This window comes from Saprospiraceae bacterium (assembly GCA_016715965.1).
GTDB lineage: Bacteria > Bacteroidota > Bacteroidia > Chitinophagales > Saprospiraceae > Vicinibacter.
In genome coordinates this window covers 1,374,461-1,391,091 of the sequence record JADJXG010000001.1, presented here as the reverse complement: position 1 = coordinate 1,391,091, position 16,631 = coordinate 1,374,461, and the positions used below count along the sequence as shown (strand labels likewise).

Sequence of the window (16,631 nt, the reverse complement as noted above, 5' to 3'; positions counted from 1 at the left end):
ATTTTATTCGACGGTTACTGATTTGGCTAAATTTCTGGGTTGATCGACATCACAAGATCTGAGCACTGCAATGTGATAAGACAGCAGTTGCAGCGGAATTACAGACAACAAAGGAGTTAGTGGTTCGATCGTTCCCGGTATTTCGATGCAGTAGTCTGCAATCTTTCTGATTTCCTGATCCAACGTATCGATCACTGCAATGACAATCCCTTTCCTTGCTTTTACTTCCATGATGTTGGATACAATTTTCTCATAAGCGCTTTGGTTGGTTGCGATGACAATGACCGGCATATTTTCATCAATCAGAGCAATGGGTCCGTGTTTCATTTCTGCTGCCGGATATCCTTCAGCATGGATGTATGAGATTTCTTTTAGTTTAAGGGCTCCTTCCAGTGCCACCGGAAAATTGTAGCCTCTTCCGAGATACAGGGCATTGTTCGTTTCTGCAAATCTCGACGCCAGGCTTTTGATGAGATCATCGGAGGCAAGGGTTTGTTTGACTTTGTCCGGAATCTGGCCGAGTTCTGCAATCAACTGATGGTAATAGCTATTGCTGAGCACTCCTTTTTTGAACCCAAGTACAATGGCCATCAGCGATAGCAATGTGACCTGTCCTGTAAACGCCTTGGTGGAAGCCACTCCAATTTCAGGACCACAGTGAATATAGGAACCTCCGTCTGTCATTCGCGCAATGGATGAACCCACCACGTTGACAATACCATACACCAGTGCGCCTCGTTGTTTGGCGAGTTCAGCTGCTGCAAGGGTATCTGCGGTTTCTCCTGATTGAGAAATCACGATAACGATGTCCTGAGGACCAAGAATGGGATTGCGGTATCTGAATTCAGATGCGTATTCTACCTCAACGGGTATTCTTGCCAATTCCTCGATCAAATATTCTCCAATCAATGCAGAATGCCAGCTTGTTCCGCAGGCTGCAATGATGATTCTGCTCGCGTTGATTATTTTATTGGAATGCTCTTCCAATCCTCCCAACCTTGCCCATCCCTCTGTGGCACTCAATCTTCCCCGCATACAATCAGAAATGGTCTGTGGCTGTTGAAAGATTTCTTTCAACATAAAATGAGGAAACCCTCCTTTTTCCAGTTGATCGATGTTGAGATCCAATTCATGGATGACAGGAGTCTGGAGTTCATTCTCGATGGAGGTGATTTCTACTCCATCTTTGAGTGAAATTTCAACGATCTGCTCGTCTTCGAGATAAATGACTTTATTGGTGTGCTGAATAATCGGGGTCGCATCAGAGGCAATAAAAAATTCATCGTTGCCGATACCTACTACCAGTGGGCTTGATTTTCTTGCACCCACCAACAAATCAGGATTGTTTCTATCCATAACAACGATGGCGTACGCTCCGATCACCTTGCTGAGTGCCTGTCTTACAGCATCTGCCAATGAAAGATTTTCTCTGTTTTGAATTTCTTCTATCAGGTGGATAAGCACTTCTGTATCTGTCTCTGATTCAAATTGATGGCCGAGACGACTCAGTGCTTCGCGGAGTGTAGAATAGTTTTCAATAATTCCATTGTGGATTATGGCAAGGCTTTTGGATCCTGAAAAATGAGGATGCGCGTTGATGTCATCCGGCTTGCCATGCGTTGCCCAACGGGTATGACCCATACCGATATGACCTTCTGTGTTTTTGGTAGAGGCAAAATCTACCAGTTCCTGAACCTTGCCCTTTTTCTTATAAATGTTCATCTCTCCATTGAGAAGAGCTACTCCGGCACTGTCATAACCGCGATACTCCAGCCGGCTTAGACCTTCGATGAGAACATTGTATGCTCTTTTTGGGCCAATGTAGGCTATTATTCCACACATATCTAAAATCGTATATTGTCTTATTACTCAGAGTATATTAGCTTCAGTCTCGCAGGCTGAGTTCCGTGCTTGCGTCCGTAAAGCGCCACCCTTTGGGCAATTTCTGTCTTAAAAATAGGGCTAATTAGTAAATCAAGGTCTTTCTTTTCTTTGCGATGGCTTTGAAAATGTGCTGTAATGTTAAAACTATATCTAATCACTTTTCGACCATCAACTTCTATTTTCCTGGGAATACCTCCAAAGATCGCGGCAAAATCACTGAGATTGGCCAGTTGGCTGCTATAACTCCTGGCGATTTCAAAATCCCTGATGTCCTTGGGAGTTCCAGAAGAAAGATCCTGGACAAACAATAAATCTACAGGTTTAAAATGGGTGGTATCGGATTCGTCCTGTATCACCACATCCAATTCGATCACTGCATAATTTAAAAATTTTCTATCCCAGTCTGTGGAATACGGCATCAGAAGCCTGGCATCCGGACCTATCAAACCCTGAATATAAAATACGCTATCGCCATTTACCAGTCCCTCAACAAACTGCTGAACAGGAGTTCCACTGTGATCCACCTTGATGTAGGGAGCTTTTGCGGCGTTGGTGCCCATGTTAAAAATAAATTCATATTGCACGGTATCGATGTGGTAATAGATGGTGATTCTACTTTGTTCGCTCGCTGGAATCAGGGAGAGCATAGAAGCGTTTTGCTTTGCCACAATTGCAATTCCTGGAAATACTTTGACAAAAGTGTCCACATTGGAAAAAGGGGTGTCCGGTAAATTCCGCATAATGTCCATAAACAGTCCAGTATCCAAAGGTATCCTTAATTGAGGACCAAAAGCATTGGTCACGGAATTTATCTGAACTTTGACACTGTCGCTGAGATTGGGAACAAAGTTTTCCAATTTGCCCAACAAAGTATTGCCTACATTGGCCGAGAAGCCTTCGTAATAGCGGACATTGACTCCAAGTGTATCCAAAAGCGGGTAAACTTCAACGGTCTGCGGCAATAAAGTATCTCCGTAAATCCCAGTTTGATCATATCTAAGTGCAAGTACAACCGAATCGATGGGTACCCTCAAAAATTCAAAATTTTTGGTATTGATAAACCTGATCTGGGTATAAATGGCAGCTTCAGAATGACCAAATATGGGATCATTTATTTTTCCCAAAAAATAATTGACCGGAAGTCCACCATAAGATAAAAGGAGACTGTCCACCTTGTAATAATCAATGTCAAAATCAAAGCTGTCAACTCCCTTCGCATTAATCCACTCATCACTGATCAAATCACTTCCCAGATTTGATCCTTTGTCGCATGCAGATATTGAAAACATCAGCAGCAAACAGGACAAGAAATGATTAATTACCAAAATTCTGGCAGAGGCTTTTATCGATCGGTTTATCATCAGACTCAAACGCTGATTATGAGATAATAGTCTTATAAAAGTCGATATAATCAGGAAGAAAATTTTCTTCCTGGGTGAGTATGTTGGGTTTGTTGTTGGCCTCCACAGCCTGAATCAGTGATTCGCTGAGGTTGCCCGAACCCCTGATGATTCCATCAGCGTAGGGTATGGCCCCCTTTTGCAAAGCAATTCCTGTCCCATTTTTAAAAACATTGAGTTGATCTGCTTTCAGATTGTTGATTGCGGCTTTCTTAAAAAAACTATCTGTAAAACTTGACTCCAGCGATTTTTCATAAAGTGATAGTATGACTTTGGACTGTTTAAATACCGGATCATTTTTATACACTGTTTTTAGATAAAATGGTATCAAACTCGTCATCCAGCCGTGACAATGGATAATGTCAGGCGGCCATCCAAATTTTTTCACAATTTCTAATGCGCCTTTGCAGAAAAAAATCATTCTGTCCTGGTTGTCGTCATATGGTCTTCCTTCCTCGTCTTCAAACACAAATTTCCTTTTGAAGAACTCGTCATTGTCCAAAAAGTAAACCTGTATTCTGGATCCCGGAAGAGATGCAACTTTGATGATCAGTGCATAGTCGTCATCATCGATGATGATGTTCATACCACTCAATCGAACAACCTCATGAAGTCTATGTCTTCTTTCGTTGATCGTGCCAAAACGCGGCATTAAAATCCTGATTTCCATTCCGCTCTCCTGGGCAAAAGCCGGGAGTTTCTGAATCATTTCGCCAAATCCGTCATGGTTGACGAAGGGGTCAATCTCCTGTGTGATGTACAAAACCTTTTTCTTGCTCATTAAACCTCTTACTTCGTTTCTAAAATGGAGCGCAAAGATACTACTTTTATTTCACAATATAAACAAACTTTTTCAAAAAATAGTTGCAATGGATTGAAATACAGGAAAATATTCTGAATGTTTGTTGAAGTATTTGATTTTGAAGCAGATTCTATATTTTCGATTTCAATGGGTTAAATCACAAGCTTCTATCCGCTGTCTCGATACTAAAATGGAGAGATGAAGGATCCGATCAGATCAATTTACCGAACAGGCATGTTTGCAATGGAAAAATACTTGAAACCTGTTAAACATAACCGTCGTATTGGGTAAAGCGTAAACACCGCTTTCAAGACTTGCCACTCAAAGCTGTTCTTTTCAAAGATCAGCATAGCCAGGACCTATCAAAAAAAATAGCGAGATTATAAATAATCCCGCTATCAGATATATAAATAGGATAAGAAAAAAGACATCCGCTGATTCGATTTACACCTTCTGCTAAAAACAGAAAATATCATCGGACATCGGTAAGATTCATGCTATGCGGCCTACCTTTCATTGTCGGCCCTGAAGATTTCTGCAACAAAAGTACTGAAATATCTTTTTCAACAAATTTTTTTGCGTTAAAATAATTTAATTTTCCGTTACAAAGGCTTTGAAATGCTATAAACTATTGTAAATAAATTAATTATCTATTTTTTTCAATTTCCTTATAGCCAAACCAAATCGTAAATTGCTCAAGTTTGCGATATATAAACAGTCCTTATCCACTCAACTTCATTCCTCGTCAGCACCTGCTTCCACTTTGACCACCTTGGAATTGGCAAGTTTCTGCCTGATTTTATTTTCAATTTCAAGAGCTAGTTCGGGGTTGTCGGTCATAAATTGTTTTGCAGCGTCACGCCCCTGAGCCACTTTTGTTCCTTCATAGGCATACCAGCTTCCACTTTTGGTCAAAACATTGAGTTCTGCACCAAGATCAACGATTTCTCCGATTTTGGAGATTCCTTCTCCGTATTCGATGTCAAATTCTGCCACTTTAAAAGGAGGGGCCAATTTGTTTTTCACAACTTTGACCTTCACCCTGTTGCCTGTGACATTGCCGTCTTTGTCTTTAATGGCGGTACCGCTGCGGCGAATGTCAAGGCGCATGGAAGCATAGAATTTTAAAGCGTTTCCTCCGGTGGTGGTTTCAGGATTTCCAAACATGACACCAATTTTTTCCCTCAACTGGTTGATAAAAATGCAACAACAACCTGTTTTTCCAATGGTCCCTGTGAGTTTTCTCAAAGCCTGAGACATCAGTCTTGCCTGTAATCCCATTTTGGAATCTCCCATCTCCCCTTCGATTTCACTTCTTGGCACTAGGGCAGCTACGGAATCAATGACGATAATGTCTATGGCTCCCGATCTAATCAGATTTTCGGCAATTTCAAGTGCTTGCTCCCCATTGTCTGGTTGAGAAATCAACAAATCTTCTGTCTTGACCCCAAGTCCTTCTGCATAAGTCCTGTCAAAGGCGTGCTCGGCATCAATGAATGCAGCAATACCGCCTTTTTTCTGACATTCTGCAATGGCGTGAATGGCAAGGGTGGTCTTTCCAGAACTTTCGGGGCCATATATTTCAATCACTCTTCCTTTTGGAAATCCTCCCACTCCCAGGGCAACGTCCAGTGAAATAGAGCCTGTAGAGATCACTGGGACTTCATCCAGGACAGGTTTGTCTCCTAACTTCATGATTGATCCTTTCCCATAAGTTTTGTCCAACCGGTCCATGGTAAGCTGGAGTGCTTTTAGTTTTTCATCGCGTTCTTTTGACATGTTTTAATGGATTTAAATATTTTGCACAAATGTAATATGATCCTGAGTTATCCGATGTAATTAATTGCAACTGCTTAAAAGTTTGCCTTTACAGCTTGTAATCATCCACCAGCAAACTTGTCCATCCCTTAGTTGCAGTAAAGAAAGCCGTCATTTAAAACCAATCACTCCTCTATCTTTGCAATGATGAAGCAGGAATATATTTTAATGGATGAGCAGCTTGGGCTGGATGAGATAATTAAGATCTGGACCCATTTTTCCGTTTTGAAATTATCTGATCCACTTATTGAAAAAGTAAAATCAGGAAGACAACGTCTTGAAAAACGCATGGAATCTATCGATCGACCTATTTACGGGGTCAATACCGGATTTGGGTCTCTGTGTAACCAGGTCATTCCTGATAGCGAATTAACCCATCTTCAGTTCAATCTGGTCAAATCTCATGCTTGTGGCACTGGTCAGCCCATTTCAAAGGAAATCACCCGTCTCGTGCTGCTTCTCAAAATCCTTTCTCTCTCCAAAGGAAATTCAGCGGTTCGTTTGAGCAGTCTGGAATTTTTAATTAAGATGTACAATGATGATTTGATTCCGGTAATTCCCAGGTATGGTTCGCTGGGGGCTTCCGGCGATCTGGCTCCATTGGCCCATCTATCGCTCCCCTTTATTGGGGAAGGGTCCATCTGGAAGGATGGCGCTGCTGAAAGTTGCCAGAAAGTTTTTGCTGAGAAAAACATTATACCGGTAGGTTTGGCGGCCAAGGAAGGCCTCGCTTTGCTCAATGGCAGTCAATATTCTCTTGCTTTACTGGTAGCTGCCCTCAGACAATCCGAAAACCTAATGCTTCAATCGGACTGGATTTCTGCCCTATCAATGGAAGCTTTCAATTGTTCGATGGATTTTTTGCATCCTGAAATCCACGCCCTCAGAATTCAAAAAGGCCAAATTCAAACAGCCCAGAGGCTACGTGAGATTTTATCCAATGGAGAACTGCCAGAACGGATCCGACAATCCGTACAAGATCCCTATAGTTTTCGCTGCATACCTCAGGTGCATGGAGCCAGCAGAGATGCCTTGGAATACATTCATTCGATTGCAGAAAGAGAGGCCAATGCCGTGACTGATAATCCCCTTTTGCTATCTGACGACAAAGTCCTGTCCGGTGGAAATTTTCATGCCCAGCCGCTCGCCCTCGCTTCTGATTATTTGGCCATTGCGATGGCGGAAATAGGCAATATTTCTGAGCGGAGAATATACCAGTTGATAAACGGAAGTCGTGACTTACCTGATTTTCTCACCTCCCAACCCGGATTGAATTCTGGTTATATGATTGTGCAATATTCCGCTGCTGCATTGGTCAGTGCCAACAAACAACTGGCCACTCCCGCAAGTGTAGATTCGATTGTCACCAGCAAGGGACAAGAAGACCATGTCAGCATGGCAGCCAACGCGGGTTTAAAGTGTTTGGAATTGGTGCAGAACGTCCGTCAGGTCTTGGCGATGGAGTGGATGACGGCTGTTCGTGCTTGGCAATATAGACCAAGTTGGAAATTGCCAATGCAACTACAAACTTTGGTAGATTCTTACTTAAACGAGGTTCCTTTTATTGAGGAGGATCACATTCCTTCTGATCAATTTAAATCTACGATTGACTTTTTGGAGAGGGCGATAAAGTAAACTTGATTTTTACCTTACTTTATTTTAATTTTTTCAAGAATAATTGGGTACCCTCATGAGGATACATCTGTATTCAGAATCCTATTTTTAATTTTTCTGATTGACAGATGAATGAATTTGCATTCCTTTACAATTATTGGTTATCAATATAATTTTCTCTTTCTAATTTTTGTTGTTAAGAAAAACTATTATTAGAAAAGTAGCTGCACTTTTCCAATCGATACCTGTATTCTCATTGGCGAGAAAACGGACATTTATCTTATCAATGAATTTTTTAAATGATCAATTATTCTGTTTAAAGATTGACCACTCTAAGATTCTGACTGTTTGGGTCGATGGATAAAACCCAATCTCTGTTCCTGTCTGTTAGGAGACTCTTTCATGACTTCGGTTAAAGAGATCCTTTTTTTAACGTTTGATCAAAATTGTTTTATGGATCTTAACTTCGCGATTATAAGAAAGTAAGTAAAATTTTGGTGTAAAATCTGCATTCCACGACCATCCATCAAAGCTCTTTATGGAATTCTGAAACCATGTGATAAGAAATAAAAATTAAAAGATACTTTTGTGCTTGATGATCCGAATTATTGTCCTTATACCATTGATAGTGTCATCATCACTGTCCTCTAAATGTCAAATAGCAGGGACCGGATCCATCCAAATGGTTCATTTGCGTCCGCACACCCAAAGCTTTTTATTTAAACCAAAAGGTATCGGCGTTTGGATACAGGCAGGATTGGAATATCAGACCCGCGGCACATTGGCTTGGCACAGGGAATACGGATACCCCAGGTTGGGAGCCCGAATCAACATCATGCATCTGGGTCATCCGTTTGAGATACTCGGTATGGCCTATAGCATCATACCCTATGTTGATTTTGGTTTAAAACATTTTGGAGAACAGTCCTTGCGGCTGATCGTAGGAAGTGGGCTGAGTTATCATTTAAAAAAATACGATCCGATTTCCAATTCATTAAACACGACCATCAGCCTTCCATTCAACAACCATGTATCCTTTCAGATCAGGTATGAAAAACAAATGAAAAAGCTTGGCGCTATTTTCACCGGAATTGGTCTTGACCATTTGTCCAACGGTGGCTTTCAACTCCCCAACCTGGGTCTCAATTATCTTGGTGTTATGGCGGGCTGGAGAGCCAGCCGCCATTGGACAAAACCTATCGCTGAAACTTTCCCAAAACCAAAAATAATCTCCCGGTGGAGTTATGGTCTGAGTTGGGGAAAGGCTTACAGGGAGTTTAGGATTCCGGGGGGCCCCAGATTTCCGGTTCAGATCTTGGCTCTGGATGTATCCTATCATTACAGGCAATATCAATTGATACGACTAGGTCTCGAGGGAGAACAGCATCGGCTGGGTTCGTATTTTGCGGCACACACCGAATTGCGAACCGATATCCGGTCTGCCTGGGCTTTGGGCACACGATTGCAAGTCTTTGCTTCGCACGAATGGCTGGTGGGTAGACTTGGGTTGGAAGCAAGACTTGGTTATCAACTATTGCAAAATGTAGTGCTCACCAATGTCCCTTTGTTCAGCCGCCTCAGTGTTCAATATTACATTCCCCTCCGTTTCTTGCAACCAATATACCTCGCAACCGGCTTGGCCTTAAAATCTCATTACGGTACCGCAGAATACATGAGTGTGTTTGTGACAAGCAGGTACTGGAAAAAGGGATTGTAACCGTTGAAAATAAAGCAAAGACCAAGGGAATTAAAAGGATTTTTAAGATTCCTTAAAATTGTCTAAATGAAAAATAGCTGTATTGGATCATCATACTTTGGAACATTTAAAACTTAAGTTTTGATGCTGCGATTTCCAAATAAATGTCCAATAAAAAAATTCACTTTTAAAATATATTGAATTGAAATATTTAATGTCAGGCGCGATGTTTCCATTCTTTTGATCTTACCTAAACGAGTCCTTGTCATATTTTGGAGAAAACTTTTTTAAGAACTGATAGTTATCCCATTCTCTATCTTGCTAGAATGAAACTTTACATCAAAAACATGGTTTGTGACCGCTGCAAAATGGTGGTGAAATCAAAATTGTTGAAATCGGGACTGCACCCTCTTTCTGTGGAATTGGGCGAAGTGGAAATTCAGGAAAGCAACATAGATGATAAAAAATCAGAATTGTTGCACAATCTTCAATCGGTGGGTTTCGATCTCATTGACAATAAAAAAAGCAAGGTTATTGAAAAAATAAAACATCTAATCATTGATCTGGTACATAAAAAGAACAATCAAATCAATATCAATTTATCTGATTATCTTGCTCAACAACTTAATCAGGATTACAGCACTTTGAGCAATTTGTTTTCTGAGGTGGAGGGCATTACCATTGAGAAGTATTTCATCCATCAGAAATTGGAAAGGGTAAAAGAACTTATATTGTATGATGAAATGACTCTAAATGAAATTGCCCATCTTCTCAATTATAGCAGTGTGGCTCATTTAAGCAATCAGTTTAAAAAAGTGACAGGCTTTTCACCCAGCTATTTTAAACAACTTAAAGTCAAAAAGCGCAGACAAATTGACCATTTGTAAATCTTGCAACACTTTCCCAAAATAGTGTAACAACTGCTTTAACATGGAGGTAGACCTTTGTACCGACAAAAATGTTCTATTCAAATATGACTCACAAATATCAGATTACAGGAATGACCTGTACAAGTTGCGAAGCAAAAGTAAAATCTGCCTTGTTGATGGTAGAAAATGTGTCGGCCGTGGAAGTATCTGTTTTAGACAACTCAGCCATCGTCACCATGGATAAACACATCGCACTGGCTGATTTGCAAAAGGCACTGGACAGCAAGTATCAAATTTCCTCCTTTGATCACAACGAGACTTTTGAGATGGCCAAATCCTGGTTTGAAAGTTACAAACCTGTCTTGCTCATTTTTTTGTATATTTTAGCAGTAAGCCTCATCATTCAGATAGCTGGTCAAGATTTTGATTACATGAAGTGGATGCGACACTTTATGGCTGGTTTCTTTTTGGTGTTTTCATTCTTTAAAATGCTAAATCTGAAAAACTTTGCGGAAAGCTATGCCATGTATGATGTGATCGCAAGAAAAATACCCTCCTGGGCCTACGTTTATGCTTTTATTGAACTGAGTCTAGGAATAGCATATCTGGTCAACTTCAATCCTTTTGTAACCAACCTGGTTACATCGGTGGTAATGTCGATAAGTATAATTGGCGTGTTGCAAACGGTACTTAACAAAAAGAAAATTCAATGTGCCTGTCTGGGAGCAGTCTTTAATCTGCCAATGAGTACAGTTACAATCATTGAAGATGGTTTAATGATAGCCATGAGTCTCTCCATGCTTTTAATGTTATAGGAATTTAATACCCACAGAAATGGCAAATACACATTGAAATGATTGAAAGTAAAGAGCTTGCAACATGTTTTGCCGCTAGGGTACATGCAATTGTCATTGCACAGGCTGCTAAATAGTTTTAAACGGAATTCCTACATCAAATAAAAGATTCCCATTTCGAAGTGAAATGAATTTGAAAAAAAAGTGAATGGAATTTGGGTACATTTTAAGATTAAATCGAAATTGTCGACAAAGGACCCCAACTTTGAAAATGAGCTTCATGCAATAATTAGAATTGTTTAATCTGAGATAGCTCCCTTGTCAAATCATAATAAACTTTATTCTGGCAAATACCGCGGGAAAATGTCCATCTCATTTATATTTCAATTCTATTTTCTAAAAGTTGTATCTTTCTTCTTTTTTAATTAAAACTTAGCAAAATGAAAAATCTGATTTTATTTCTGGTATTGCTACTCGGCTTTTCCTGTAATTCCCAAAATTCAAAAGCCAAAATGAGCCTGGACGGTCGCAAATTCAAAATTGAAACCTCTACCGGAGGAAAAATGGAGGGCACTGAAAACATGATGTTTGCCGAAGGTCAGGTCGAAAATGACGTCTGCACCCAGTGGGGTTTTGGAAAAGCTCCATACTCAGTGGATGAATCTGGTATGTTCAAATTTACACTTACCAGTGAAAAAGAAGGCAAAATGGATTGGGAAGGTCAGGTAGCTGGAAGCTCAATCAGCGGTAAATATGTCTGGATAAAAGCCGGACAAGACGACATCCAATATACCTTCAAAGGAGAGGAGAAAAGTGAATAGTGAATGTATTGAATTTTCACGAAAGACTGGTATTTCATCAAATGAACCCTTCATTGGATTTGCTCCTTTTAAGATTCAATTGTTTTTAAATTAGGGTGTTACTAATCTGAGCAGGTGACAATGGCAAAATTATATAGATGCGTGTTTTAAGATTAAATTACATCCAACGATCGAATAGACAGTTAAATGTAAAATAAATAAGCTAACATTTTTTCTTTCCAGTTTTTATTCTGCTACATTCTTCGCGCAATGTTTTCTGAAATTGTACATTTGTACAAATACGATCTATTCCTGGTAAAAACTGCACTTGCTGTACAATGACTATTTTATTGAAAAAAAGAACGATATTAAATCAATGAACCAACTTTTCAAAATATTTAAAGTGGATGTAGCGGAAGCAAACAAAATATCGGCCAGTCCGGACGAACCGCATAAACATGAATTTGAGGAATTGATCATTGGAACAGAAGGGCAACTGGAGCACTTTATAGACTTCAAAACCACCAGTCTGGAGGCACCTCTGGTCAGTTTCGTGACCAAAGGAAAGGTACATCGGGTCATCCCAAAGCCGGTCCAAGGAAAATGCGCTATGTGGGTGCTCCGCTTTAAAAGCGAGTTTATTCCGGAAATCACTTTCCAATTATACGCACACTATCACGACCACGCAAGTCTAAAATTGGAAGCCGGAAGTTGCTTCCATCGTCTTGTAATCCTCTGTGAGATCATTGATGGAGAAATGCAACAAGTAAACCCGGACCTCGGTGTGGTAAAGCATTTACTGAGTGCCCTTTTTATCATGATCGAATCGGAAAGAAAAAAAATGGTTGTCAATCAGGAGCCGTGGAATCTCACACAAAACAACACTTTTCAAAATTTTCTCAAAATCTTGGAAGAGAACTATCACCGACCGCTTGGGGTTGAATTTTATGCCGAAAAACTATTTATGTCCTCCAGAAATTTAAATCTGATTTGCAAAAACATACTTCACCAAACTGTCAGCGAAATCATTGAAACCCGGAAGCTCATCGAAGCCAAAAACCAACTGACGCATACCGACAAAAACATCTCAGAAATTGGTTTTGATCTGGGCTTTAATGAGAAAGCTTACTTTACCAACGTATTTAAAAAACGAACGGGGCAGACCCCTTCTGAATTTCGGGAAGAGATGAAAACCCTGCTTTCCTGATTTTACAACCTATTTTCCAAATACCGATACCTTTTGGCTTTTCAATGCCCCCATCTTTGCATTGTCAATTATTTTATTCATTTAAAAACAAAAAAAGATGGCAACAGGATCAAAAACAAAATGGGTCTTAGACCCTACCCACTCCGAACTTACTTTTAAAGTAAAGCACATGATGATCTCCAACGTGAAAGGGTCATTTAATAATTTCTCGATCGACTTAAAGGATGACAATCTCGAGCGATCATCCATTGCTGCAAGGGTAGAAGCATCGTCCATCAACACCAACAGCGAACAAAGGGATGGACACCTTAAGTCAGCGGACTTTTTTGATGTGGAAAACCACAGGGAACTTAAGTTTAAAAGCACTTCCTTTACAAAAAAACAAAATGGAGATTTTCGATTGAAGGGCATGCTGACCATCAAAGGAATTAGCAAAGAAGTCGAATTTGATGTGGAATACGGAGGCATCCACAAAGACCCCTGGGGAAATCAAAAAGCGGGTTACTCCATTCAGGGAATCATAAACCGAAAAGATTGGGGCTTAAACTGGAATGCCGCTTTGGAAACAGGTGGTGTTTTAGTCAGTGAAGAAGTGAAAATAGCAGGAGAATTTCAATTTGTAAATCAACAATAAAAATTAAAAAACATGAAAAATAAAGTAATTATAATTACGGGCGCCGGTTTAGGACTTGGATATGCAACAGCAAAAGAATTGGCTTCCAAAGGAGCCAATCTGGCTCTGGTGGACTACAATGAAAAAAGTCTTGCAACAGCCAAAATGGAAATCTCAAAAGAGTTTCCTGATGTAAAAATTATCACCTTTGTAGCAGATGTTTCAAACGAAGAGTCTGTCAAAAATTATGTGGATGAGACAGTTAGAACCTTTGGCAGAATTGACGGACTATACAACAACGCCGGAATTGAAGGCAAACAAGCTAGCATCACTGAATACGATGTTAACATCTTTAAGAAGGTCATCGACATCAATCTCATGGGTGTTTATTATGGTCTGCGATATGTCATTCCTGTAATGCAAAAACAAATGTATGGTCGTATCGTGAATGTAGCTTCTGTGGGTGGTATTCGCGGTGTTCTCAATCAGATGCCTTATGTGGCAAGTAAACACGCTGTATCAGGTATGACAAAAAACGCAGCATTGGAATACAGCAGGGATGGAATACTTACAAACGCCATTGCTCCCGGAGCCATTCTCACCCCAATGGTGGCTGAAGCCTTCAGGCAAGTAAATCCGTCTGACCCCAAAGCTGCAGAAAATGAGTACGCACAACGCAATCCTACCAAACGATTAGGACAACCGCATGAGGTGGCCAAACTGGTCTCCTTCCTACTGAGTGAAGACAATGGCTATGTCAGTGGACAGACTATTGCAATTGATGGAGGTGAATCAAACATTTATGGAAATATTTAAGTTGTTTAGGTGTTGATTTATTTAGAATGTATAAAATTGAAAAGTCATGGATAAAAAGAAAATAAGTTTCTCCGCCCAGGGAAAAAGAGCCGACATTGGCGACATTCGCATATTACGTATTTTACCCAACAGATATGCGGATGCTGTCGGCCCTTTTGTATTTCTGGATCACATTGCTCCCGTCAAACACCCATATAATAAAGAGTTCATGAATTCAGGTACAGGACCGCATCCTCACAGGGGAATTGCCACCCTGACATATATATTGCAAGGTGAAGGTGAACATTTTGACAGCAGAGGAAATCATGCCAAAGTACATTCAGGTGGTGCTCAGTGGATGAAAGCAGGAAACGGAATTGTCCACGATGAAACATTTAAAGTGGATTCCAAAACAGACGATCGAATGACCCACGGTTTTCAATTTTGGATTAATCTGCCTGCCAAAATAAAAGCAGAGCCACCTGAATATCTTTCGATAGCAGCCGAGGAAGTTCCAAAATACATTATAGATGATGAAAGATCCTGGTTGAAAGTAATTGTTGGTGAATTCGAACATTTAAAGTCAAAAATTCCTAATTATTCCAAACAGTTTGTTTATCATCTTCATTTGGAAAGAGGAAAGCAATGTTCAATTTCTACTGAAAATGATTTGGAATACGCTGCATTTCTACCTGAGCACGATGTTGTCATCAACGATACTAATTATAAATCTGGTGAATTTATTGAATTTGGAAGAGAAGAGGGAATCATTGAAATAAACAATCCCTTCGATTCAGCTGTCGATCTAATTTTATTTGGTGGAGAAAAATACACCGAGCCAATTGTTGCACATGGCCCTTTTGTGATGAATTCGGAAGCTGAAATTGCTGAGGCTTTCAGAGATTTTCATGCCGGCAAATATGGTGAACTTATCAAACATTCAAATTAAACTTAAGCAAAAATGGAGCGTATGCAGGCGGAAAAATAAAATCCGCTGAGTATTTGACTTATTCAAAAGAAAAAAGGAATGAACAGAAAAACATTTTTAAAATCATTGGTCCCGCTCATTACAGCGGGACCCTTAACAGTAGCAACCATGAAACTATATGAACTTTCCAAAATGACTGAACCTATGGGCCATACAGACAAAATGCCTGTATTGTTTCTTGGACACGGCAGTCCGATGAATGCCATTGAAGAAAACGAATTTGTAAAAGGCTTTAGAAATGTCGCCAAAGAAATTCCAAAGCCCAATGCCATCTTATGTATTTCAGCCCACTGGGAAACAAACGGCACATTTGTAACTGCCATGCAGAATCCTCCAACCATCCACGATTTTGGTGGCTTTCCCAAAGAACTTTTTGCGGTGCGGTACCCTGCTCCAGGCAGTCCTGCATTGGCAAAGGATACCAAGGCGCTTGTTAAAAAAACCGAAGTTGGTTTGGATGATAAATGGGGACTTGACCACGGGGCCTGGAGTGTGATCAAACACTTGTATCCGAATGCAGACGTTCCGGTGATCCAAATGAGTTTGGATTACAACAAACCCGCGCGATATCATTACGAATTGGCGCAGGAAATAAAATCGCTTCGTGAAAAAGGTGTATTGGTGATCGGAAGCGGCAACATGGTGCACAATCTTCGGATGGTGGCATGGGATAGACTCAATGACTCTGAATACGGTTTTGACTGGGCAATGGAAGCAAGAGAAAAAATGAACAAATTTATACTGAATGGCGACCATGATTCGCTGATTCAGTTTCGCTCACAGGGCAGAGCATTCGAATTGGCCATACCCACTCCCGAACATTACCTGCCTTTGCTCTACTCATTGGCTTTAAGAAATAAAAATGAGGAGCTTAGTTTATTCAATGACAAAGCAATTGCTGGTTCATTGACGATGACTTCGGTGAAAATCGGCTGATGGATTTTAGAGTTCGTGGAGAATTGGAATGAGAAGATGATGAAAATGGAGATATGTGTTCATCCATTAAAACATCTCTATTCTCCGGCTAATTGGTCTAAAATATTGATTTAATCAAGTCCATATTCATAAACCAAGATTATCGAGGAAGACTTTTGCCCAAAATTCATGCAATACCTATTTCTGATTTAAGTTCTGACCCGTCATTTTTAATCGAGTGAGAAAATAATATAATTACTTCAAGTATAATTGATCATTCGAGCAATGAAATAATTCAGGTCTATCATTTAGAGCTTAACTGGATTTAATCTTACGCTTTTTTACAGGTGTTATGTCTAGATGAAACTTTCTCATATTTTTATGGATGGATGATTTGGCCAGTGATTGTTGCTTCTCAGGACTCACCTTCTCCACT

The 16,631-nt window shown here is 40.1% G+C and carries 14 protein-coding genes; 10 read left to right on the top strand and 4 right to left on the bottom strand.

Going from position 1 to position 16,631, the window contains the following annotated elements; all coding sequences use genetic code 11:
* Window positions 1-3: 3 nt before the first annotated feature.
* The 4 genes from glmS to recA all read right to left on the bottom strand — a co-directional run bounded on the left by glmS (window position 4) and on the right by recA (window position 5,865).
* Entirely contained in the window at window positions 4-1,842 is a 1,839-nt protein-coding gene (gene glmS, locus IPM48_05155; protein ID MBK9270963.1) for a glutamine--fructose-6-phosphate transaminase (isomerizing), read from the bottom strand.
* Window positions 1,843-1,865: 23 nt separating this feature from the next.
* A complete protein-coding gene (locus IPM48_05150) occupies window positions 1,866-3,173 on the bottom strand; it encodes a DUF4270 family protein (GenBank protein ID MBK9270962.1) in 1,308 nt (435 codons plus the stop codon).
* A gap of 88 nt (window positions 3,174-3,261) precedes the next feature.
* The gene (locus tag IPM48_05145) at window positions 3,262-4,065 is read right to left on the bottom strand and encodes a glycogen/starch synthase (protein ID MBK9270961.1); all 804 of its coding nucleotides are present in this window, start codon (window positions 4,063-4,065) and stop codon (window positions 3,262-3,264) included.
* A 756-nt stretch (window positions 4,066-4,821) separates the two neighbouring features.
* On the bottom strand, window positions 4,822-5,865 hold the full coding sequence (gene recA, locus IPM48_05140) for a recombinase RecA (GenBank protein MBK9270960.1): 1,044 nt from the start codon (window positions 5,863-5,865) through the stop codon (window positions 4,822-4,824).
* A gap of 186 nt (window positions 5,866-6,051) precedes the next feature.
* Between recA and hutH the strand changes: the two genes are divergently transcribed.
* The 10 genes from hutH to ygiD all read left to right on the top strand — a co-directional run bounded on the left by hutH (window position 6,052) and on the right by ygiD (window position 16,216).
* Window positions 6,052-7,539 carry a histidine ammonia-lyase gene (gene hutH, locus IPM48_05135; protein MBK9270959.1) on the top strand — a complete coding sequence of 496 codons (1,488 nt, stop codon included), beginning with the start codon at window positions 6,052-6,054 and terminating at the stop codon, window positions 7,537-7,539.
* Window positions 7,540-8,146: 607 nt separating this feature from the next.
* Window positions 8,147-9,235 carry an acyloxyacyl hydrolase gene (locus tag IPM48_05130; GenBank protein ID MBK9270958.1) on the top strand — a complete coding sequence of 363 codons (1,089 nt, stop codon included), beginning with the start codon at window positions 8,147-8,149 and terminating at the stop codon, window positions 9,233-9,235.
* 305 nt (window positions 9,236-9,540) lie between these two features.
* Entirely contained in the window at window positions 9,541-10,101 is a 561-nt protein-coding gene (locus tag IPM48_05125; protein ID MBK9270957.1) for a helix-turn-helix transcriptional regulator, read from the top strand.
* An 86-nt stretch (window positions 10,102-10,187) separates the two neighbouring features.
* Window positions 10,188-10,898, top strand: a complete 711-nt coding sequence (locus IPM48_05120; GenBank protein ID MBK9270956.1) for a cation transporter — start codon at window positions 10,188-10,190, stop codon at window positions 10,896-10,898.
* A 419-nt stretch (window positions 10,899-11,317) separates the two neighbouring features.
* Window positions 11,318-11,698, top strand: a complete 381-nt coding sequence (locus IPM48_05115) for a hypothetical protein (GenBank protein ID MBK9270955.1) — start codon at window positions 11,318-11,320, stop codon at window positions 11,696-11,698.
* A 355-nt stretch (window positions 11,699-12,053) separates the two neighbouring features.
* Window positions 12,054-12,884 (top strand): helix-turn-helix transcriptional regulator, encoded by an 831-nt coding sequence (locus tag IPM48_05110; protein ID MBK9270954.1) that lies wholly within the window; start codon window positions 12,054-12,056, stop codon window positions 12,882-12,884.
* A 97-nt stretch (window positions 12,885-12,981) separates the two neighbouring features.
* Entirely contained in the window at window positions 12,982-13,518 is a 537-nt protein-coding gene (locus IPM48_05105) for a YceI family protein (protein MBK9270953.1), read from the top strand.
* Window positions 13,519-13,530: 12 nt separating this feature from the next.
* Entirely contained in the window at window positions 13,531-14,313 is a 783-nt protein-coding gene (locus tag IPM48_05100) for an SDR family oxidoreductase (protein MBK9270952.1), read from the top strand.
* Window positions 14,314-14,359: 46 nt separating this feature from the next.
* A complete protein-coding gene (locus tag IPM48_05095) occupies window positions 14,360-15,241 on the top strand; it encodes a pirin family protein (GenBank protein MBK9270951.1) in 882 nt (293 codons plus the stop codon).
* Between the two features lie 78 nt (window positions 15,242-15,319).
* Window positions 15,320-16,216, top strand: coding sequence for a 4,5-DOPA dioxygenase extradiol (ygiD, locus tag IPM48_05090; protein MBK9270950.1), 897 nt, complete (start codon window positions 15,320-15,322; stop codon window positions 16,214-16,216).
* Window positions 16,217-16,631 lie beyond the last annotated feature (415 nt).

Coding starts and splice junctions, on each gene's coding strand:
- glmS (MBK9270963.1), bottom strand. CDS start 1,842: ATGTGTGGAATAATAGCCTACATTGGCCCAAAAAGAGCATACAATGTT.
- IPM48_05150 (MBK9270962.1), bottom strand. CDS start 3,173: ATGTTTTCAATATCTGCATGCGACAAAGGATCAAATCTGGGAAGTGAT.
- IPM48_05145 (MBK9270961.1), bottom strand. CDS start 4,065: ATGAGCAAGAAAAAGGTTTTGTACATCACACAGGAGATTGACCCCTTC.
- recA (MBK9270960.1), bottom strand. CDS start 5,865: ATGTCAAAAGAACGCGATGAAAAACTAAAAGCACTCCAGCTTACCATG.
- hutH (MBK9270959.1), top strand. CDS start 6,052: ATGAAGCAGGAATATATTTTAATGGATGAGCAGCTTGGGCTGGATGAG.
- IPM48_05125 (MBK9270957.1), top strand. CDS start 9,541: ATGAAACTTTACATCAAAAACATGGTTTGTGACCGCTGCAAAATGGTG.
- IPM48_05120 (MBK9270956.1), top strand. CDS start 10,188: ATGACTCACAAATATCAGATTACAGGAATGACCTGTACAAGTTGCGAA.
- IPM48_05115 (MBK9270955.1), top strand. CDS start 11,318: ATGAAAAATCTGATTTTATTTCTGGTATTGCTACTCGGCTTTTCCTGT.
- IPM48_05110 (MBK9270954.1), top strand. CDS start 12,054: ATGAACCAACTTTTCAAAATATTTAAAGTGGATGTAGCGGAAGCAAAC.
- IPM48_05105 (MBK9270953.1), top strand. CDS start 12,982: ATGGCAACAGGATCAAAAACAAAATGGGTCTTAGACCCTACCCACTCC.
- IPM48_05100 (MBK9270952.1), top strand. CDS start 13,531: ATGAAAAATAAAGTAATTATAATTACGGGCGCCGGTTTAGGACTTGGA.
- IPM48_05095 (MBK9270951.1), top strand. CDS start 14,360: ATGGATAAAAAGAAAATAAGTTTCTCCGCCCAGGGAAAAAGAGCCGAC.
- ygiD (MBK9270950.1), top strand. CDS start 15,320: ATGAACAGAAAAACATTTTTAAAATCATTGGTCCCGCTCATTACAGCG.